This is a genomic window from Pengzhenrongella sp. (assembly GCF_036565025.1).
In the GTDB taxonomy this organism is placed as follows: domain Bacteria; phylum Actinomycetota; class Actinomycetes; order Actinomycetales; family Cellulomonadaceae; genus Pengzhenrongella.
In genome coordinates this window covers 1-19,222 of sequence record NZ_DATCNW010000220.1, presented here as the reverse complement: position 1 = coordinate 19,222, position 19,222 = coordinate 1, and the positions used below count along the sequence as shown (strand labels likewise).

The 19,222-nt window shown below is 69.0% G+C and carries 21 protein-coding genes; 14 read left to right on the top strand and 7 right to left on the bottom strand.

Annotated features, from left to right (window positions below; translation table 11 throughout):
• Positions 1–13 precede the first annotated feature (13 nt).
• From VIM26_RS12695 to VIM26_RS12685, 3 genes are read right to left on the bottom strand one after another with little or no spacing between them, the layout of a single operon-like run.
• Positions 14–739 carry a hypothetical protein gene (locus tag VIM26_RS12695; protein ID WP_331951703.1) on the bottom strand — a complete coding sequence of 242 codons (726 nt, stop codon included), beginning with the start codon at positions 737–739 and terminating at the stop codon, positions 14–16.
• Positions 739–1,029, bottom strand: a complete 291-nt coding sequence (locus VIM26_RS12690; protein WP_331951701.1) for a DUF6112 family protein — start codon at positions 1,027–1,029, stop codon at positions 739–741. Before VIM26_RS12690 ends, VIM26_RS12695 begins: the two co-directional genes overlap by 1 nt.
• The gene (locus VIM26_RS12685; protein ID WP_331951699.1) at positions 1,029–1,610 is read right to left on the bottom strand and encodes a DUF6668 family protein; all 582 of its coding nucleotides are present in this window, start codon (positions 1,608–1,610) and stop codon (positions 1,029–1,031) included. The genes VIM26_RS12690 and VIM26_RS12685 overlap by 1 nt, the downstream gene beginning before the upstream one ends.
• Before the next feature lie 268 nt (positions 1,611–1,878).
• Here VIM26_RS12685 and VIM26_RS12680 point away from each other — a divergent pair, with 268 nt between their 5' ends.
• The 7 genes from VIM26_RS12680 (at position 1,879) to VIM26_RS12650 (ending at position 8,200) form a co-directional block, all read left to right on the top strand.
• The gene (locus VIM26_RS12680) at positions 1,879–2,091 is read left to right on the top strand and encodes a helix-turn-helix domain-containing protein (protein WP_331951697.1); all 213 of its coding nucleotides are present in this window, start codon (positions 1,879–1,881) and stop codon (positions 2,089–2,091) included.
• A gap of 13 nt (positions 2,092–2,104) precedes the next feature.
• On the top strand, positions 2,105–2,338 hold the full coding sequence (locus VIM26_RS12675) for a hypothetical protein (RefSeq protein WP_331951695.1): 234 nt from the start codon (positions 2,105–2,107) through the stop codon (positions 2,336–2,338).
• Between the two features lie 74 nt (positions 2,339–2,412).
• Entirely contained in the window at positions 2,413–3,360 is a 948-nt protein-coding gene (locus tag VIM26_RS12670; RefSeq protein ID WP_331951693.1) for a transglycosylase SLT domain-containing protein, read from the top strand.
• A complete protein-coding gene (locus VIM26_RS12665) occupies positions 3,357–4,001 on the top strand; it encodes a hypothetical protein (RefSeq protein ID WP_331951691.1) in 645 nt (214 codons plus the stop codon). Before VIM26_RS12670 ends, VIM26_RS12665 begins: the two co-directional genes overlap by 4 nt.
• Complete coding sequence (locus tag VIM26_RS12660; protein ID WP_331951689.1) at positions 3,994–5,400, top strand: AAA family ATPase; 1,407 nt, start codon at positions 3,994–3,996, stop codon at positions 5,398–5,400. Before VIM26_RS12665 ends, VIM26_RS12660 begins: the two co-directional genes overlap by 8 nt.
• 190 nt (positions 5,401–5,590) lie before the next feature.
• Positions 5,591–5,875: a hypothetical protein gene (locus VIM26_RS12655; protein WP_331951688.1), complete on the top strand. Its 285-nt coding sequence runs from the start codon at positions 5,591–5,593 to the stop codon at positions 5,873–5,875.
• Between the two features lie 495 nt (positions 5,876–6,370).
• Entirely contained in the window at positions 6,371–8,200 is a 1,830-nt protein-coding gene (locus VIM26_RS12650) for a MarR family transcriptional regulator (protein WP_331951686.1), read from the top strand.
• Positions 8,201–8,291: 91 nt separating this feature from the next.
• On the opposite strand, the gene VIM26_RS12645 is transcribed toward VIM26_RS12650, so the two are convergent.
• Both VIM26_RS12645 and VIM26_RS12640 read right to left on the bottom strand, forming a co-directional pair.
• Positions 8,292–8,912, bottom strand: a complete 621-nt coding sequence (locus tag VIM26_RS12645) for a hypothetical protein (RefSeq protein WP_331951685.1) — start codon at positions 8,910–8,912, stop codon at positions 8,292–8,294.
• The gene (locus VIM26_RS12640) at positions 8,893–9,807 is read right to left on the bottom strand and encodes a ParA family protein (RefSeq protein WP_331951683.1); all 915 of its coding nucleotides are present in this window, start codon (positions 9,805–9,807) and stop codon (positions 8,893–8,895) included. Before VIM26_RS12640 ends, VIM26_RS12645 begins: the two co-directional genes overlap by 20 nt.
• Positions 9,808–10,277: 470 nt before the next feature.
• Here VIM26_RS12640 and VIM26_RS12635 point away from each other — a divergent pair, with 470 nt between their 5' ends.
• The 5 genes from VIM26_RS12635 (at position 10,278) to VIM26_RS12615 (ending at position 14,680) form a co-directional block, all read left to right on the top strand.
• Positions 10,278–11,576 carry a hypothetical protein gene (locus tag VIM26_RS12635; protein ID WP_331951681.1) on the top strand — a complete coding sequence of 433 codons (1,299 nt, stop codon included), beginning with the start codon at positions 10,278–10,280 and terminating at the stop codon, positions 11,574–11,576.
• A gap of 83 nt (positions 11,577–11,659) precedes the next feature.
• Positions 11,660–11,806: a hypothetical protein gene (locus VIM26_RS12630; protein WP_331951679.1), complete on the top strand. Its 147-nt coding sequence runs from the start codon at positions 11,660–11,662 to the stop codon at positions 11,804–11,806.
• Positions 11,806–13,128 (top strand): hypothetical protein, encoded by a 1,323-nt coding sequence (locus VIM26_RS12625; RefSeq protein ID WP_331951677.1) that lies wholly within the window; start codon positions 11,806–11,808, stop codon positions 13,126–13,128. Before VIM26_RS12630 ends, VIM26_RS12625 begins: the two co-directional genes overlap by 1 nt.
• A 285-nt stretch (positions 13,129–13,413) precedes the next feature.
• Positions 13,414–14,118: a hypothetical protein gene (locus VIM26_RS12620; RefSeq protein WP_331951675.1), complete on the top strand. Its 705-nt coding sequence runs from the start codon at positions 13,414–13,416 to the stop codon at positions 14,116–14,118.
• Between the two features lie 79 nt (positions 14,119–14,197).
• Positions 14,198–14,680 (top strand): hypothetical protein, encoded by a 483-nt coding sequence (locus VIM26_RS12615; protein ID WP_331951673.1) that lies wholly within the window; start codon positions 14,198–14,200, stop codon positions 14,678–14,680.
• 336 nt (positions 14,681–15,016) lie between these two features.
• Here VIM26_RS12615 and VIM26_RS12610 read toward each other — a convergent pair whose 3' ends face one another.
• Complete coding sequence (locus VIM26_RS12610) at positions 15,017–15,280, bottom strand: ribbon-helix-helix protein, CopG family (protein WP_331951671.1); 264 nt, start codon at positions 15,278–15,280, stop codon at positions 15,017–15,019.
• A 772-nt stretch (positions 15,281–16,052) separates the two neighbouring features.
• Between VIM26_RS12610 and VIM26_RS12605 the strand changes: the two genes are divergently transcribed.
• Together VIM26_RS12605 and VIM26_RS12600 are read left to right on the top strand one after the other, a co-directional pair.
• Complete coding sequence (locus tag VIM26_RS12605; RefSeq protein WP_331951669.1) at positions 16,053–16,403, top strand: hypothetical protein; 351 nt, start codon at positions 16,053–16,055, stop codon at positions 16,401–16,403.
• 524 nt (positions 16,404–16,927) lie between these two features.
• Positions 16,928–18,472, top strand: coding sequence for a ParB/RepB/Spo0J family partition protein (locus VIM26_RS12600; protein ID WP_331951667.1), 1,545 nt, complete (start codon positions 16,928–16,930; stop codon positions 18,470–18,472).
• 375 nt (positions 18,473–18,847) lie between these two features.
• Here VIM26_RS12600 and VIM26_RS12595 read toward each other — a convergent pair.
• A partial coding sequence (locus VIM26_RS12595; RefSeq protein WP_331951665.1) for a transposase occupies positions 18,848–19,222 on the bottom strand: 375 nt, incomplete at its 5' end.

Here is a 19,222-nt window from a genome sequence, read left to right as displayed (position 1 = left end):
GCCATCGCACATTTCAGACGCCCCAGGGGATGTAGTCGCCCAGTGGCGGGCCCTGGATGCAGCTCTGTGCTGTGCCGCCGTCGGGCGCGAGGCGAAGACGCCAGTCGCCCTCGTACCACTGGACGATTCCCGAGCAGGTGAAGTCGCCCGCGCCGCCCTGTGACACATAGAGAGAGATGGTCGCCTCGTCATCGGTGTACTTGTCGATCCTGAAGCCCAGCGGCGCCGTGGACGCGGACGGCATTACCTGCTTGCCGGCCGCGATCTTGGCGTCCTGCAGGGGTCCGGGCATCGTTTGCTCGCGGATCACGGTCTCGAAGTCGTCGGCGAGGCCGTCGGCTCGTAGCACGATGACCGCAGAAGCCAGAAGCGCACCGGTAGGTGTCCGGGCGAAGCATTTCCACGGGCCGGCGTCCGATCGCACTCCGGGGCCGGCCGACGGCGAGATTGGCAGGTACCACCCGTCGAGGGCGACCCACTTCAGATCTCTCGGCTCGGCGGTGGGGCTGCCGGTCGTGCCGCCACTCAGCCCGCACGCGGACTCATACCTCGGGGAGGGCGCCGAGGACGGGGCTGCGGGCGCCGCCGGGGTGGTAGCGCCGGCCTTCGGCGCGGGGGTGGTGGCGCCTCCGGCGAAGAACCAGATCGCCAGGACCACGACGAGGACCCCAACGCCCAGCCCCGCCCAGATCGTGCGGGGCTGGGCGAAGAAGCCTCGCTCCTGCGGGTCGGTGAGCATCAGTTGATGGCGTAACCGACGAGGGCACTTGCCGAACCAGCCAGCACACAGGCGATCAGCACCCCGACGAGGCCCTTTGCGGACTCGCCGAGCTCGCCGCGACCCCAGGCGATCGCCATCTTGATGGCGGTGATGAGTACGCCCAGGACGCAGGCCGCAGCGACGGCGATCATCACGATGCCTAACAGGGCGCCGATCTTGTCCGTGAGTTCCTTTGGCGGTGTCCCCGAGGGCTTGGGGACTATGACGTCCCAGTGAACGACGGCGTGGGCGGCGAGGCTGTTGAGCATCAGATATCTCCTGTCAGTGCGGCGACCTGCGCCGCAGCCTTGGTCGCGGCCGGGTCGGCCACTCCGGGGTTCTCTCGCCATGAGGCGATCCACGGGACGATCACCACGACGGGCACCGATCCCGAAAGCTCGTGCAGCCGAAGCCGCAGCACCTTGGTCATCCGGGCGGGCGAGTCGGCAACGGCAACCAGCGCGACGACCTCGACGTCGCCCGCCCGGTGGCCCGCCCATTGACCTAGAAGCTGGCCCGCGGCGGTCATCCCTCGCGCGTCGGTCCGGCACACGACGGCGACCCTCGCCGGCCACCCGAGCGCCGGCACGGGCCACGTCATGGTCAGCGCCACACCCTGACCACTCGCCCCGGCCAGCGCGCTGACTCCGGCGCCGCCGTGGGCACCGAGCCAGACGAAGGTCGCCGCACCGTCGTACGACTCCTCGGTCCGCGCTGCGAAGTCCCCGCGAGGGGTGGGCGCAGCGGGGCGGGTCGCGCGGGGGCGGACCGGCTCGGGCGCTGCGGCCGCGACGAGTGGAGTGCCGATAGCCGGGACAGCCCACGGCGACGACGGGGCCAACTTTGCCATTTCCTGTCCCCTCAGCGTGATGTGGTCAACGCGGTCAGGACAAAGCCTACAGCACCTCGCTCACACCGAATGACATCTCACTTGCCATGAGATAGTGTCTAAGTGTCGCGACAGGGCCTCAAATGTCGTCAATGTCCTGTCACCGGCCACCATCTGTGGTTCATCTGCTGTGAGAGTGACTAATGTGTGAGGCGGGGCACCATCCGCGGTGCTGATCGTGAGGCGAAGAAGGAGGCCGATGTGGAACACAGAAGTAGGCTGTTTGTCTATGTCCAGACGACTGACGGCCGCGGAGTACGCGGCGCTCCCGGAGATCTTGATCGCCGAGGAGGTGGCGCAGATCTTGGGAGTGTCAGAGGTCCAGGTGCGTCGTTGGGTCGCCGCCGGGGAGATTCCCGCGACGCAGGTGGGCCGGATGTGGCGGTTCTCCAAGACGCGTATCGAGGCCATGGTCACCGGCGAGGTTCCACCAGCTCCCTAGCCGGAGTGCAGTCATGAGCGACGAGTCCGCGCCCCCCGAGGTCCCGGCGCATGCTCCCACAGCCCAGGACGTCGCCGACCTCCCCGAGATCCTGATGGCGGACCAGGCAGCGTGGCTGCTTCGGCTGACAATCGGCCAGCTGGAGGCTGCGGCCAAGCGCGGAGAGATCCCCGCGGGCAAGGTTGGGCGCTCACGCCGGTACTCCAAGACCGCGTTGATCAACCTCGTTCGCGGCGACCAGGGGTGAGCGCGGGCCCCTGGCTCGCGGTCGGAGTGCCGACCCTTGGGTTGGCTCTTCTCTTCCCCATGTTTGCTGGTGGGTTGCCTACGACGGCGACCTCCAGCGGCGGTAGCGGGACCCTGAACCAGAGCGCGATTCCCGCGGCCTACGCGGCGTACGTGGTCGATGCCGGGACCCGGTGCGCAGGTATCTCCGCGCCACTGCTGGCTGCGCAGATCGAAGCCGAGAGCGGCTGGGACCCATCCGCAGGATCACCCGCCGGAGCCCAAGGCATCGCCCAGTTCATGCCCGCCACGTGGGCGACCAGGGGCAAGGACTACTCCGGCGACGGCGTCGCCAACATCCAGGACCCAGCCGACGCGATCGGCTCGCAGGGCGACATGATGTGCGCTCTGCTCGCCAAGGTCACCGCCGACCTCGCGGCCGGCACGGTCACCGGTGACCCGCTGCAGCTGGCCCTCGCTGCGTACAACGCCGGACCAGGCGCAGTCGAGGCCGCAGGCGGGATCCCGCCGTTCCCCGAGACCCAGGCGTACGTCGAGCGCATCATGGCGGCCATCCCGAAGTTCAGCCAGGCACCCGCCGCCGGCGACACCGGCAGCGGGCCGCCAGTGACCGCCGACGGCACGGCCCGCGTCGCGATGTCCGGCAGCGGTCACCTGGACCCCTCCGCGTTGTGCCACATCGCCTGGGCAGCGCCGCAGTTCCTCCTGCGCTGCGACGCAGAACAGGCGCTGGAGAAGCTCAACGTCGCCTATAGGGCTCAGTTCGGGTCCGACCTGATCATCTCCTCGGCGTACCGCGACTACGCGGGGCAGGTGACCATCAAGGCCACCAAGGGCGGCCTCGCAGCTGAACCCGGGACGTCTAACCACGGCTGGGGTCTGGCGGTGGACCTTGGCCTCGACGCGAACGCGCTCGCCTGGATGCAGGCGAACGCCCGGACCTACGGCTGGGAGCACCCGTCCTGGGCGCGCCCGGGTGGCTCCAAGCCCGAGCCGTGGCACTGGGAGTTCGTCGGACCATGATCAGACGCCCACTGCCCTACGCACTGGCCACCGCCACGCTCCTGCTCGCGGCGTTGGGCGGATGCGCCGACGCTGCACCGGCACCAGCACCCGTCCCAGCGTCCCGCGCCGCAGCCTCGCCCGCCGCGCGCACGCCCGCGGCGACCCCCGCACGCACAGTGTGGGTCGCGACCGGGCCTGCCCCGACCCTGCCCACCGGCGTCGACAGCCAGGACGCGGCCGCCGTCGCCACGGCCGTCGCCGCGATCACCTGGACCTGCGATACGCGCTCGGACGTGAGCCCGACCACCGCAAGCACGCGGGCCACGCCTTGGCTCACCCCGAAGTACGCGGAGCTCCTCTCCACTCAACGACCGAGCGGCGGAGCGAACTGGCTCGAGCTCGTCCAACACGACGGGAAGACCGTCGTTCAAGTCCTCGACGCCGACGACCCGACCGGGCCGCCTGACTCCGCCACGACGTCCAACCGAACGCGTGCCATCACCGTCACGCCTACGGGCAGGGACGGCTGGACAGGCCCGGCGACCCACGTCATCGCCACGTACACGCTGATCCGGGCAGACCCCTCCGGGCCGTGGGCCGTCTCGACCGTCAGTGCCGACCAATCCATCTCAGTAGAAGGAGAGCCAGACCATGAGTAACAACCCGGGCGCCGTTGCACCGTTCCCCGTCATCCGCATCACCATCGCCGACCAGACAGTCAAGGTCAACGGTCGCTTGGTCGACGCCGGCGAGGAGCCCGACCTGCACCGCGTCGCGGTACACGCCGTTGCGCGCGACGTCGCCCAGGAACTCGACCGACCGGTCCGGGCGATCGCCACGGCCGACGGAAACACCACACGCCTGGTCATCCACCCAGACGGAACAGCCACCGACGTCGAATCCATCACCTCCCAGGACGCCGCCACCGACGAGCGCGCCGCCCAGGGCGCCAAGGACGAGAGCGACGCCCAGGCAGCCAACATCGCGGCCCTCGAAGCAAGCCTCGATACGGTCCCGGGCCCTGAGCGCATCCTTCAGCGCGCCAGCGATGCCGATCCGGCTCGGCGCTTCGATGTCGCGCCTCCGACTGCGGAATCAGTCGAGCAGAACCCCGAGTCGATCCCGACCCGCACGCGCCGCGAAGCCCGAGCGTCGTTCCTCCTCGAGGAGCAGGTCGAGGAACCGGCCATCGAGGGCTTGCGCGGGCTGCTGACCCGTGCAGGGCTACGCATGAACCCGAGCAACGCCGAGCGGCTGGAGCGCTCAGACCAGCTGGCCGTCAGCCAGAACTGGCCCGGGCCGCGCACCATCGTGGTCGTCAACGGCAAGGGCGGGTCGGGCAAGACCCCCACCACGATCCTGCTGGCTGCGGTGTTCGCGCTCTACGGCGGCGCGGGAGTTCTGACCTGGGACAACAACCAGACCAGGGGCACGTTGGGCTGGCGCACCCGTCAGGGCCCCCACGAGGCGACGCTGCTCGACCTGCTGCCTCAGACCAGTCGCCTGCTCGGCACCGGCGCCCAGTCGGCGGATCTGGCGAACTACGTGCACCACCAGCCCAAGGACCGTTTCGACGTCCTGCGTTCCAAGCCGCCGATGCTCGCTGTGGATCAGCGCGTCGGGCCCAAGGACGTCGACGCGATCCACGCCGTGGCCGCCAAGTACTACAGGTTGATCCTCATCGACTCCGGCAACGACGAGTCGGACCCGATGTGGCTGCGGATGATCGACCACGCCGACCAGGTGGTAGTCGCCACGACCACACGCGCCGACCACGCCGAAGCAGGCGCCCTGCTCCTGGAGGACCTCGCCGACCGCGACGACCGCTCGGCCAAACTCGCGCACAACGCCGTCGTCGTCGTCAGCCAGGCCGACGCCAAGGCCACCCGCGCCGACGTCGCCCGTGTCGCAGGCGGCTACGAGGACCTCGCGCGCGAGGTCGTCACGATTCCGCACGACCTGGCAATGGTCGACGGCGTGCTGCGCCACGGTGCGCTATGCCCCGCTACCCAACGCGCCTGGCTCGCAGCCGGTGCCGCCGTCGCGCGGGGCCTCTAGCTGGGGTCTGGCATGCAGTGTCGTGCCGGACCCAACGACGGACCGCGTCACGAGGGGCGAGCACCTTGCGCTCGTGCCATGCGGATGTGGGCTAGAGTTATATGCAGCGAGGATGCACATAAGTTTCGAGGGGGTACGGCAGGATGAGGACATGCCAGGTCAACCTCCCCATCCGCCACCGCGGCAGGAGATGGCGGTCACCATGCGGACGCTCGCGCTCAACGCATCGCGGCTGGCGGTGCTCCGGGCAGTACTCGATGAGCCCGGTGCGGACCGACACCGCATCTGCGAACTCACGGGCCTCGCTCCGGGCGCCGCTTTCCTTCATGCCACGGCCCTCGAAGCCGGTGGCGTACTGCGAGCCGACCGCGAGGGCGCTCTGCGCCGCGGACGCGCCGGCATCCGCTACACCGTCGACGTCGACGCCCTACGTGGCCAACTCGCTGAGTTCATGGCCTACCTCGCCGAGCGCTGACCTGCGCTTTCGGCCCAAGTATTTCCGTGCCGACACGCCGACGAGGTCCGCGCATGCACATGCACAATGCGCCATGATCGACCCCATGCCACCAGTGAGAGGTCGGGCCTACCGCGCACGAGCGGGGCCAATCGTTCCCGTTCAGAGTCGCGTGCCCGTCGCGGTTCACAAGAAGGCGCAGCGCGCAGCTGACGCCGCAGGCATGTCCATCTCCGCGTACATCGAGGCTCTGATCGTTCGCGACGAAGTCGACGCCACGGGGTGCCCCGCTTGGCGAACACCGGCCCTCAAGGGCCAGGAGGAGTTGCCGCTCAGGACCGCATAAGTCGCAGAAACAGTTGTGGCCCGACCCTTGCGGGACGGGCCAGAACTAGAAGTTCGAAAGCTCTTCACCCTCAGCTGGCAGGCGGGGGGAAGTGAAGAGTTTCAGTTCAGACACACCCTTCGGTGTGTCCATGAGAGAACGGCACCACGATAACCCGCAACGACCACACAGTGCCACCAATCCCCCGCGACACGCCGGGTGATTCGGTCGCATTCGCGACAGCCCGGGAGGCCTGGGCTGCCTGCGCCCCGCTGCTCGCCGGCGTCGCGCGGGTGCGGATCGGGGTCCGCTCCCGCGGCGTCCTCGAGTACCGCACCCGCGACGAGCGCCCCCTGACGTCAGTCCTGCCGGCCGCACCGGCCGCGGTGCGCATCTACGGCCCGGACGGGTGCTGCGCCGCGCTGTGCCTCGACCTGGACATCGGCCGCGGCGGGCCCGATGCCGTCGCGGCCGACGCGACACGGTTGACCGGATGGCTGCGGGAGCGGGGCGCGCGGGTCGTGACGGACAGGTCTCCCACCGGCGGGATCCACGTGTACGTGCCGCTCGAGCAGCGGATGCCCTACGAGCTGACCCGTGAGGTAGTCGAGGCCCTGGCGGCCTCCTACCCGACCCTGGACGCCGGCCCGCACCGCTCGTTGCGTACTGGGTGCATCCGCCCGCCCGGCGCCACGCACAAGCGCGGCGGACACCAGGAGCTCACGATGCCGCTGGCAGCCGCGTACGACGCCCTGCGGCGCCCGAACAGCCCTGAGATCCTCGAGGAGATCCGCACACACCTGCGCGACGAGATCGCCGCCTGGCGCACCACCCGCGACGCCCCGCAGGACCCCGCACACGCCCCCGGGCCGCCCCCGCTGGGCGCACCGCGGGCGCTGAGCACCCGACTGCAGGCGATCGCCGCGAGCGGGGACTACGACCGCGGCCGCTACGGATCTCCGTCCGAGGCACGCCAGGGCGTCATCGCCGGCGCCGTGGCAGCCGGCTGGGCCCTGGCCGACGTCGCCGTCCGCCTCGCCGATGGCCGGTGGCCGGGACTAGCTGCCATGTACGCCCGATACTCGCTCGCCCAGCGCGCCGTCTCCCTGAGCGAGGACTGGCGACGAGCCCACCACTTCATCGTCATCGATCGACAGAAAAAGTCCTCAACCAGCCCAGATAGCCATGTCCTCAAATCCCACACAAGCCCCCCTCTGACACACGGGGGTGACCCTGCTGCTCGTGAGGCGATCCCCGAGCACGACCACATCCGCACCTGGCGAACTCTGCTGCGCGCGGTCGAGCTCCACCGCTTCCCCGGCAGGCGAGGACACCTCACCAGGTTCGTCCTGCGCGCACTTGGAGAGGCAGCTCACAAGAGCGACTCCCGGCACGTCGCGTTCGGCGTCCGCTCAATCGCCGTGGCCACCGGTGCCGACTACTCCACCGTCGCCGCCGTGTTGCGACGCCTCGCCGCACAACCAGACGGCTGGGTCGATCTCGTCGAGCCGGCACGCGGCGAGCACGCCGACCTGTACGAGCTCACGATCCCCGCCGATCTCGTCGACATCGCCTCTGACCTGCGATGGGACCGAGGCAAAGCCCAAGCGCTGCGACCGGCGTTCCGCGAGCTCGGCCACGTCGCCGCGTTCGTCTTCGAAGCCCTTGAGAACAACACCGCCACGACGATCACCACCCTGGTACCAACCACCGGCCTATCCCGCAGCGCAGTGGCGGCCGCCGTCGACACCCTCGCCTCCTACGGCCTCGTGGACCGCTCCCCCACCGGCCTCGTCGCGCGCCCCGACCGGCTGCGCGCCGTCGCCGAGCTCGTCGGCGCGCTGGACGCCGTCACCATGCAGCTGCGCCGCTACGCCTACGAGCGCCAGATCTGGCGCAGCTACCTCGCCCGCCACGAACCCGACTGCTCGCGCGAGCTCGAGGACCTCATCGAGGATTACTGGTGGCCCCCCGAGGAGGACGCCGCGACCTGGTCCCTCGCCGGCCTCGTCGCCGCGTGAGATAGATACAGAACAACGAGGAAGACCCCGATAGAGAATGCCGGCGTCACGGGGCTCATCGCCCGTCACGGTCGGCGGGGGTCGCACCGTGCTACTTCAGGGGCGGCGGGTCGTCGCGACTAGTCATCCAGGTGCGCAGCAAAGCCTCGATAACGTCGACGCGCTGAAGTCGGTTCTCGTCGCAGTGCTGTCGGAAGTGCTCCTGCAGTACGAGGCTGATCTCGACGTTCAACTGCCCCCGCGACCCGGCCTTGCGGATCTTGCTGGCTGCCACCGTCGGCTTGACCGGGTTGGCCACCATCTCGGTCCAACTCAACTTGCCAGTCTCCTCGATGAGTCTGGCCTGAGCCGCTGCATCCAGCGCCGCGACTACCTGCGGAGCCGTCGGCATCTCCTGTTCGGGAACAGGCGCAACTAGTGGCATCGACGCCACCCGGGCTGGTGTCGACTCGCCTGCCGCATTCGGCGCAGGTGGAACCGCGCTCAAATGAACACTGTCAGGCGACAGGCTCTCGGGCGTTCCGCGCAACTGCATCTGCGAAACGGAGTCTGGACCGCCGAGCTGGTCTGGCCCGAGGTCAGTCACCGGCGCGATGGCCGGCTTGGCGAGCGGACGTCGTTCCGGCGGCCCCGGGACGACGGAACGGGCCGGCTTCCGGAGCCCGTCGATCGCGAGCAGCTTGGTACCAGGCTCAGACGGCTGTGGGCTCATGCTCATCCACCGCCAACGCCATCTTCATGCGCTGCAGGACCTCGGCCGTGACGTTTTGATAGTCGGCCGCGAGAGTCGAAGCTGTACCAGCGAGTCGGGCAACCGGTAGTGACTCTCCACCCTCCCGGGTGTGCCGCAAAGCCGCGTAGAACGGTTCCTGCGTGTCGGCATCCGCCTCGTACTCGTGCGCCAACTGGTGCCGGTTGCGAGCACCCACAGCCGGAGCCTGCAATCCGCGGACAGATTGGTTGAGCAGCAGAGACTCCCCCAGTGCGGTCGTGACCTTGTCCAAAGCTTCAGCACGGACCCGCTTGGCCGCGGACGGTACCCCGAACAGCACCACGCCAAGCAGCTCCAAGTCCGGGTTGACGATGCGGGCCCGTTCGAACCGGTCGGACACTTCCTCGAGACCTTCGATGCTGGCGTCGTCCGGCATGAACGGAATCAAGGTGAAGCGGGCCGCAGCGAGTGCGAGCAACTGGAGTTCCTCGTTACCGGGCGGACAGTCGAAGAGAACTAAGTCGTAGTCGTCAGACAGTGCGAGCAGCATCCGCTCCAGCGCGAGCTCGGGCGGGTTGCGAGGATCAGACCGGGCGTTCAAGGCGGCATGGACTGACCACTTGGCCAAGTTCTTTCCAGCAGGCACCACGTCCAGGCCCGGCCGGACATCGCGCAGCATCGGTAACGGCTGGCTGAGAGTGAGGCAGTTCAACAGCCCATTGGCCCACGGCTTCTTGTCGTAACCCAGATCGTTGCTGGTGTTCGTCTGCGGGTCCAGGTCGACCACCAGGACGCGGTAGCCGGCGACAGCCGCCACACCAGCCAGGTTCGTCACCAGACTGGTCTTGCCGGTGCCTCCCTTGCCGTTGATCACTGCGATGGCTTGCGAGAGCACAGCGTGACTCCCCCTTCTTCTCTCGGCCTCAGCCGGCGAGGACACAGGATATTTGGTGTGCTCCAGTCAACATGCGAGCTCGACGACGAAGTGTGACCGACACGCGCACCTGCACGACGGTATGCCCACGTTGTCCAACCTTCGTCCACCTGGACCTAGGTAGACGAAGGTTTACACACCTAGGTCTACCTAGGTTCAGGTAGGCCTAGGACCCGCGGTGTGACCACACGCGATCGCCGCCTAGCTGGCGCCCTAGCCGAGCTGCGTGGGGGACGACCCACGGACGAGCCGGCGACGGACGGGCCGGCGAAACCTTTGGTCGCGGCTGGGTCGGGCCCACCTCCGGGGATGAGTAACGGGACCGGCGACCGCGGGCGCCCCGGTCGCGCCTGGGCACTGGGCTCTGGACGAAGAAGCCCAATCTGACGAGAATCGTTGTTCTGTATCGTCACCTCTGCTACGATAACAATATGACGGAACGAAACGAAGAGCGAAACGAGGAACCGGCGGTCGCGGTCGCGGTTGACGGCGTCGCCGTGCGCGTCTGCCGGTTCCCGGGCTGCACGCGCCCGGCGGAGGAGAACGGCGGCCCGGGGCGTCCCTTGGCGTACTGCGATGACCCCGCACACACGAGGGCGTCGGCGTTCCGTGCTCGTAAGGAGGCAGAGGCGACCGGCAGCGCCGTCGCGTCGGCGGCCGCGGGGGAGGATGCCGAGCCGGTGACTTTCGCCCGCGTGCGGGCGGGGATGCTCGTCGAGCGCGTGGAGGCCGCGGTGCTGGCGCTGGCGACGATGACGAACGACGTCGTGAGCGAGCTGCGCACGCTCGGGGACGTCGAGGCCGTCGAGGTCGAGCTCGAAAGCGTGTCCGCCTCGGCGGACCAGCGCGCCGCCGAGGCGCGCTTCGCCGCAGCGTCGGCCGAGCAGCGCAGGCGCGCGGCCGAGGCTGCGGCACTCGAGGCGGACCAGCGCCGCGAGGAGGCCGAGGCAGCCGCGGAGGAGGCCCTGATTGCCGAGGCCGAAGCCCGCGACCTCGCCCACACCCATGAGGTAGCCGCTGAGGCTGCGCGCATCGCGGGCGAGCAGTTGGAGGCTGCCCTCGCCGGCGTCGCGGGCGAGCGGGACCAGGCCCAGTCCGAGGCGCGTGACCTGGTCGAGCAGCTCTCCGAATCTCGCGCTGAGACCACGCTCGTCCGCGCCGACCTTGCCGGCGCGCAGGAGACGCTCGAGCGGACCCGTGAGCGGATCGGTGTCGTCGAGGCCCAGCTGGCCGACGCGGAGCAGGAGAACGTCGACCTCGACGACCGGCTTGCCCACGCGCTGGAACGCGCCAAGCAGGCCGAGGAATCGGGGGAGTCCCTCCGGCAGTCGCTCGCCGAGCGTGACCAGAAGGTCAGCGACCTCCAGGAGGAGATCCGCGAGGGTCACTCGCGACTCGCCGAGGCGCACGTACGCCTGGAGGAACAAGCCGCCCAGCGCGAGCAGCTGCGTGAGCAGCTGGCGACTCGGGACCAGCGCATCAGCACGCTGGAGGACGATCGCGCGCAGGTCCGGGGCGAACTCGCCGCGATCACCGCGCAGTTGCGCGCCGAGCAGGCCAGCGCACTCAGGGCAGCCGAGGTCGCCGAGCACACGACCACAGACCGCCTGGCTGACGTCCGCGCCCTACACGAGGAGCGCGTGAACGAGTTGGTCGAGCGTCTACGCGCCGCCGAAGACCCCGGGACCCGCCCGCCGCGCGGGCGTCCCACGACTCCACCGAAGGGCTGACCTCAGCCCGAGCGTGAAAGAACCCCGACGGTGTCTCACCACCGCCGGGGCCGAAGGAAACAACCACTTCACTGGAGGTTCCCGTGTCAATTCTCGCCCAGATCACTCGCCACCGCGTCATCACCCTCGTGCCTGTCTCCGTCGTTGATGTCGAGATCGACGAGCTGGTCGCCCTGGCCCTCGCTGTCGGCGTGCTAACCCAGCGCACCACCACCGTCAGGGCTGCCTGATGAGCACCCCAGACCTCATTGAGGGCGATCCCCGCGTGCCGCATGCTGCGGCCCCGGCCCTGGCAAACGTCGAGGCTGTCCGGCGGGCGCGCCGGCAGGCGACGCAGGTCACCTGCGCGGGCGCGATCGTTCCGACCGTGCTCGCCATGCAGGGCATGTCGAGCCTCGCCATCGACTTGCTGGGCTTCCCGGTGCCCGTCGCGGTCGCACTGGCCGGCTTCCTCGAGCTCGCGCTCGTCAGCTTCGCGCTTCTGACCAGGGCCTCAGCGCTTGCCGGTCGCCCCGGCGGGGTGGACGCGGCCGCGGTGTGGGGCGTCTCGCTCATCTCGGGCATCCTCGCCGGCGCGCACGAGCTCGTCGGGCCGCAGGCCGGCGGCGTCCGGTCCTGGGAGGTCGACCCCGGCGACCTGATCGCTGCCGGCGTGCGCCTCGCGGCCCCGTTGGTCGCCGCGCTGCTCTGGGAACGCGTCCTGACCGCCGCTCGCCGCGAACACGAAGCGCGCTCGCTCGTGGAGGTGCGCCGCGACCGGCGACTGCTCGCCGTCGCCCAGGACGCCCTGTCCGTCCGCCAGATGGAGGACTGCCGGCCCCGCCGGCTCCCTGGCCAATCGCGCACCCAAGCCGCGCTGCTGCGCATCGCCCGCCGCAAGCTCCGCCGCTCGCACGTCGCGGCCTTGAGGATGGTCGGCCCCGGCACGGACTTGCGCACCGTCCTGGCGGCAGTCGGCGCCGTCGACGTCCTGCCCGCCGCGACGATCGTTCATGGCCCCGACGCCATGGCTAGCCACGGCGAGCCGTACACGGAACCACGCACAGGTCCGCCGGACCAGGGCGAACCGGATAGCCAGTCGGAGCGGGCCATCCCGGACCGCCCCGGACCAGCTCCGGGTGGCCCGGGATGGCACGCAAGCCCGACCACGACTCAATACGCGGAACCTCTGATCACCGAACCGCAGGACGCGCCGGTACAGGACCACGCCGAACCGGTACAGGACCAGGGCGAGCCGGGGCGCGATGGCTCGGTGAGCCAGGCGCCGGTCATTACGGCGGCCGAGACCACGATCCGGAACGCAACCGTTCTCGATCTCGTGGACCAGGGCCGCTCGCAGCGAAGCGTCGCGCTCCGGCTCGGCATCGCCAGGTCCACGGTCGCGCGAGCGGTGGCCCGACGCGCCGCGAGCGAGGTACCTGCAGGGGCGCCAGTGGGCCACCCAGCGAGCCACCCCGAACCGGAGGTGGCCCAGGTAGGCCACGGCGCGAACCACTGGGTGGCTCACCTGGCCACCGAAGGCGGCTCCTCACCAAGCACGCCAGGCCAGTGAGCCAGGGGAGTGGTCCACTGGTCCAGGGCAGAGCCAGGGCGAGCCACCCGGACCCCGGCTCGCCGTCCGCCCGCGAGCCGGTCCGGTCCGAGGAGCCCTCTACGAGCTCGACCCCGCCGGACGCATCCATTTCGCGGGTAGCTCGGACGCATCCCGCGACTGAGCGAACCGCGGTGCGCCGGGCCGGGCCCTTGGGCCGCCCGCGAACGCTGAATGATCGACCCGCGGACAACCGCGACTACGACGAGGAGCACGACCACCACCGTGATGATGACGACCCGAGCCATGGCACCCCTGCCGGACCACTGGGCCGGTCCGATCCTGGACCTGGTCGCCCGCGCCCGGGACGCCGCCGCCCCACCCGGCGACGACGACGGAGCCTGGGCAGCCGCCGACGCAGGCCAAGTCCGACCCCGCACCGGCCACAAAGCCGCCCGCCGCACCGCGACCGCCGGCCAGCTGGCCGCACACCTCCTGCGCCTACACGCAATCGGCCTCGTCGCCCAGGGCGAGAGCGACCCGTGGACCGTGGCCCTCACCACCAGCGCCCCCGCGATCAGCTCGTGGGACTGGGACGAGCGCATGCAAGGCGCCCTCGACCTGCGCCGCACCTTCAAGGACCTACCCGACAGCGACGTCGCGGCCACCCGCCCAGCCCGGCTCGTCGCCGCCTGGCTGACTCACACCGGCGGAGCCGCCCTCGTACCCGCTACCGGACGCCTGGCCGAGTACGCCCTCGAGCAAACCCCCATCAACACCCAGACGCTCGCCACCGCCTGGTACGCAACCCACGGCGCCCGGCTCCTCGCCATCCTCGCCGCACGAGGCACCCCCAACAAGGGCCGCCAAACGCTAGAAGCAGCCGCCCACAACACCCTCGTGCGCGCCGCAGTAAGCGGCGTGTACGCCGCGCAGATCATGTCCAAGGTCGACATCACCCGCTTCGCCGGAATCACCCGCCCCACCCTCAACGCCTGGATCAGCACGTAAACCGATCAGTTACACCGGCCCCCGAGAACACCAACCGGGCACCCCACACCACCCCGACCAACCGAAGGGCACCCCCTCCATGAGCGTCATCACCGACCTGCCCGCCGAGCAGCTCCACGCCGGGATCCGCGCCTGGTCGCGCGGGAGCTACCCGCTCGAAGCCGCGGCCGAGCTCCTCATCCGCCACGACCACTGGCTCCGCCGAACCGGCTTCCTCGAGCGGTGCGCGCAGATCAGCGCCGAAGGCCCCGACTACATCGCGATGCGCTGGGCCGATGCCGCGGCCGCCATCGACACCGCCGCCGCCAGCAGCTCCGAACGATCCATCGCCCTCATCGCCACCGCGATCGCCGGCCACCCGACCACCGACCCCCTCGGACACCTCCTCAGCGGCCTCGACCGCACCAACACCGACCTCGTCTGCGCCGCCATCTCCCACGCCACCGGCACCCACCAAAACATCGAACACCTCGCCACCACCCGCGACGGCGGACCGCCCGTCATCACCCCCGACAGCGTCCGGCTCCACCTCGACCCCATCCACCCCTGGCCCGCCACCTGAAGACGGGGCACCGCAGGGCGACCCGTCTCGCCGGCCCGCGAACATCTGCGCGTCTCTCGATGACCAGGCGCCCTCGAGGACTATCCGCGCCGTAGATCCGGCTTGGTCGGGTGGAGTCCTGAAGGGGCGGCGCTCGGGCCGTCCACCGGGGTGGGGGAGCGGCCCCCATCGGGTGAGGTGCCGGCGCCCCTTCCCGGAATTCAAAAGAGGACAGGCCCGACCCCCAGGGGGGGTCGGGCCTGTCCTTCGTCTACGACCTCAGCAAGTAATCGCGGCCGCGCAGGGGGGGTGGAGGTGACGGATGCGCTCAACTCGAGCCGTCGAGCGTCTTTCCCCTTACAGGAAGAAGATCTCCTTGTACTGCGCCTTATCACCAGTGCCCTCGACGATCATGATGCGCTGGTTCTTGGCTGTCGCCTCGCTGACCATCTTCCAGAGTGCCACCGCGCGTCGAATGGCCTCCGTGATCGTGATGCCCTGCTTCGCAGCTGTGCTCTTCAGCGCTTCAGCAACACTCGGGGCGAGATTCACGGACAGCCGCACAACGTGCGAATCGTCTGCTCGAACAGCATCGTGCTTGGATTCCAGGACGGTGCTCATTTTGGGTACTCCTTCAGCGTGCCGCGTCGCGTGCGGCTACAGGTGTTGATCGTGATGACAACTAGCGTCCCTCGGTGCACGCAAGTTGTGTCTGGTGTCTCGTGTGTGGGCGGGCCTCGGTCGAGGCCGCGCGGTAGCCGGGTCAGCGGCTGGTTCGGCACCCGCTAGAGGTGTCGAGCGGCCCCGCCGTACGAATCGGACTCATGTCTGGGCTCCCACTCTCTGCAGCGTTTGGAGTGCCGCCGATATGGCGACCATACCTCTCCATCGGCAGGTCTTGTCAACATTTGAGGTGTATCTCACCCGCATTGGGTGCACACACGCGCCACCAGACGCCGCACTGTCTGTGTACATCCTATGCACATGAGGCACGTATCAGGTACAGTTCGGATGCTGAGGAAGCCTCCTCGGCGCGGGGTCCACAAGTCCTCCGCACAGCACAGTCCGACACGAGGGAAGCGATGTTCATGCAGCACAAGACCCCCTACGAGCGTCTGGATACCGCCAACCATGACCGGACTGAGCACCGCCCGCCAAGAGTTCCCCGCGACTGGCGCCGCTTCTGACACACTCGCCCTAGGGCTCATGCGGGGGGACAACATGCGGCACATGTACGAAGACGATCCACCGACTCGGAACGACGACGGCACCCCGTTTCACTGCTCCACAGGGCGCGTGAAGCGTCTACGTCAGCCAGCGGGCGCGCTGACGCTCGAGATCGATGCTCCGCCGCCCTGCGAGATGGGTCCTCCGATGACCGACGGGGAGTCCCATGGCTTCTGATTCCGGAGTCCCCTCGCAAGAATTGGCCGGCAACGACAGCCTGTTTAAAGACATCCTACTTCCCGCAGGCGAAGAGAAACCAAACGAAGTCGAGAGTGCGATAGGTTCACGCCCGCCCGTCGAAAACGAGCGGTTTAAACTTGCTAAGACTCTGATTTGGATCACGTTTGGCCTTGGTGTCGCGGTACTCGCCGCGGTACTCGTCGGCAGTTTCTGGGTTCCCAACAAAGACGCTTGGGAAAGATTCGAAAAGCTCGCCACACTCGTCCTGGTGCAGTTTCAGACGCTAGTTGGTATTGCAATAGGTTGGTATTTTGGCGAGAGGAAAGCGTCCGGGTAGCAGTCTCGGCGGCGGCTCCGGTCGCGCCAATTAACTTCCCGGAGACTCGTAGAGATCCTGTGGCCGAATAGCCTTTTCCTCGTGAGCTGACGCTGGCGAGCATCTACGCGACGTCGCGCCTGCCGCCTGTCGTACCGATCGCAGGAAGTCGCCCGCGGGGCTCCTGCCTGCTCCACTCACCTCGAGCGGTGGGGGATCGGGGGTCAGAGCTGAACCACGTCGCCATCTGGCGCTACGCGCGTGCGACACCTGCCGTAGATAGCCGGCTCCTGCAGCGCACTCACCTGGCCGGTAGCACCGCCCGGCCCCTCCCAGCAAACCCGCCCCCACCGGCCGCCACGCAGATGGCCAGGGACGGTGCTCCGCACCAAGAGGCGCAGCTCGGGCGAGCACGTGCCGGCAGGGGCAGGTTGGCAGCGAGCCTCTTGCCGCCCGATGCCACCTCGTACCTGCCGGTGAGGCCCGGAAAACGGGGCACTCACCGGCCAGTCCACACGGACAGTCAACGAGCAAAGGGCAACGACATGACGAGCACCACCAGCCAGACCGCGACCACCACGCAGACCACACCCGCGACCGTCCCTGACGACGTCGAGTTCGCCCACATCGACCCCCGCACCCTCACCATCGAGACGAACGTCCGCAGCCACGCGGACCTCGACCCCGCATTCCTCGCCTCCATCGCCGCCCACGGCGTACGCCAGCCCATCCAAGCCGTCCGCGACGAGACCGGCGCCCTGACCGTGCGCGCCGGACAACGCCGCACCCTCGCCGCCATCGAAACCAGCCAACCCACGATCCCCGTCTACATCCTCAACTCCACCGACAGCGAGCCGGAGCGGATCTTCGAGCAGATGGACGAGAACGACCGCCGCCGCGCCCTCACCGACAACGACCGCGCCAACGCCTTCCAACAACTCACGCTGCTCGGGGTGTCCGCCGCGCAGATCGCCAAGCAGTCCCACACCAAACGGAAAGTCGTGGACGCGGCCCTGACCGTGACCGCCTCACCCCTGGCGGCCGCCGTCCTCGCCGAATACGACCTCACCCTCGACCAAGCCCTCGTGATCTCCGAGTTCGACGACGACGCCGGAATCGTTAAGGCACTGACAGTCGTCGCAGTGAAAGAGCCCGCCCAGTTCGCCCACGCCGCCCAACGGCTCCGCGACGAGCGCGCCACCCAGCACGCCCACGACACGCTCGTTGCGGAACTCACCGCCACCGGAGTCCCCGTGATCGAGCGGCCCTCATGGGAAGAAAAGACCATCACCGAACTCAGCGACCTCCGCACCAGCGAAGGAGAGCGGATCACCCCCGAAGACCACGCGACCTGCCCCGGCCGCGCCGCCTACATCTCCCGCTCCTACCCCGCCTGGCGCGCCGTTCACGTGTGCCTCAACCCCAAGACCCACGGACACGCCAAAACGTCCACCAACGCCAGCCAGACGACCAGTGGCCCGATGAGCGAGGAGCAGAAGACCGAGCGGCGCGAGGTCGTCGCCGGTAATACGGCATGGAGGTCCGCTGAGACGGTCCGCCGCGCATGGCTGAGGACCTTCGCGGCCCGCAAGACCGCCCCGAAGGACGCCCCGGGCCTGATCGCCTACGCCGTGACGACCTGCAACACCGAACTGGCCCACGCCGCCCAGAGCGGCCACGCCCTCGCGCGGACCGCGCTCGGCCTCGACGCCGCCAAGAGCAACGGATACGGCGGCTTCACGGGTAGCCAGTCCGCGATCACCAGCGCGATCGACGCAGCCAGCCCGTCCCGCGCCCAACTGATCGGCCTGGTGGTGGTCCTGGCCGCGATCGAGGGCCGCACCTCGACCAGCACCTGGCGCCGCCCGATGGGCGCCGACGCTCGCTACCTCCGCGCGCTCGCCGCGTGGGGATACGACCTTTCCGAGGTCGAGCAAGGCGTGATCGACGGCTACGACGCCCTCACCGCCGCACCCGCCGACGACGAGGACGACCAGGACGACACCGACGACGACTTCGAGGACGACGCGTTCACCGGAGCCGAGTTGGCGGGTGAGGAAGCACAAGCAGCCAGCGACGCACAGGAGTGAGCCCGCCGTCCCCGACCCCCTCACGGGGTGGTCGGGGACGGGGCTTCCCCGCCGAGCCCGGTCGCCCGCATCGAGCGGGCAAACGGGCAACGCGGACCACCCGGACCCCCGGCAGGGCACCGCGCACACGGGGGGAGCGGGTGTGGGACGAGCTGCACCGCGGCGACGGAGCGCCACGGCGTGCCTGACGTCGTCCGCTGCGCGGCCGCCGACTGTACAAGCATCTTTTTTCTCTCCTCCTGGCTGTCAAGAATGACCGCGCGCCGTCTCGGCAAGTCGGCTCCGCTGCGCTCCGACCCCGGGGTGGTGGGGGTGTTTGTGGCGGCGTTCGCTGCGGGGCCTGTCAAGTTTTCTGTGTAAGTGGCGGTCATTGGTTTAGTTGACGTGGCCGGCGAGGCGGTCGGGGTAGAGCAGTTCGAGCTGGTTGAGCGCGGCTGTCCAGCCGTTGGTCCGGGCTCCTTCGATGAGGTATCCGGGGGCGTTGCGCTGGCCCTTCGGCTTGCCTGCTTCCTTCGCGCGTTCGCGGGCTCGCTTGTCCTCGATGTCGCGGATCGCGAGCCACATGAGCTTCACGGCGGCTTCGTCGGAGGGGAAGTGACCGCGGTTCTTGATGATCTTGCGCAGCTGGAAGTTCATCGACTCGATCGAGTTCGTCGTGTAGATGACCTTGCGCAGCTCGGGCGGGAACGCGAGGAACGGCGTGAAGCGTTCCCAGGCCCGCTGCCAGACCGCGATCGCCGCGGGGTACTT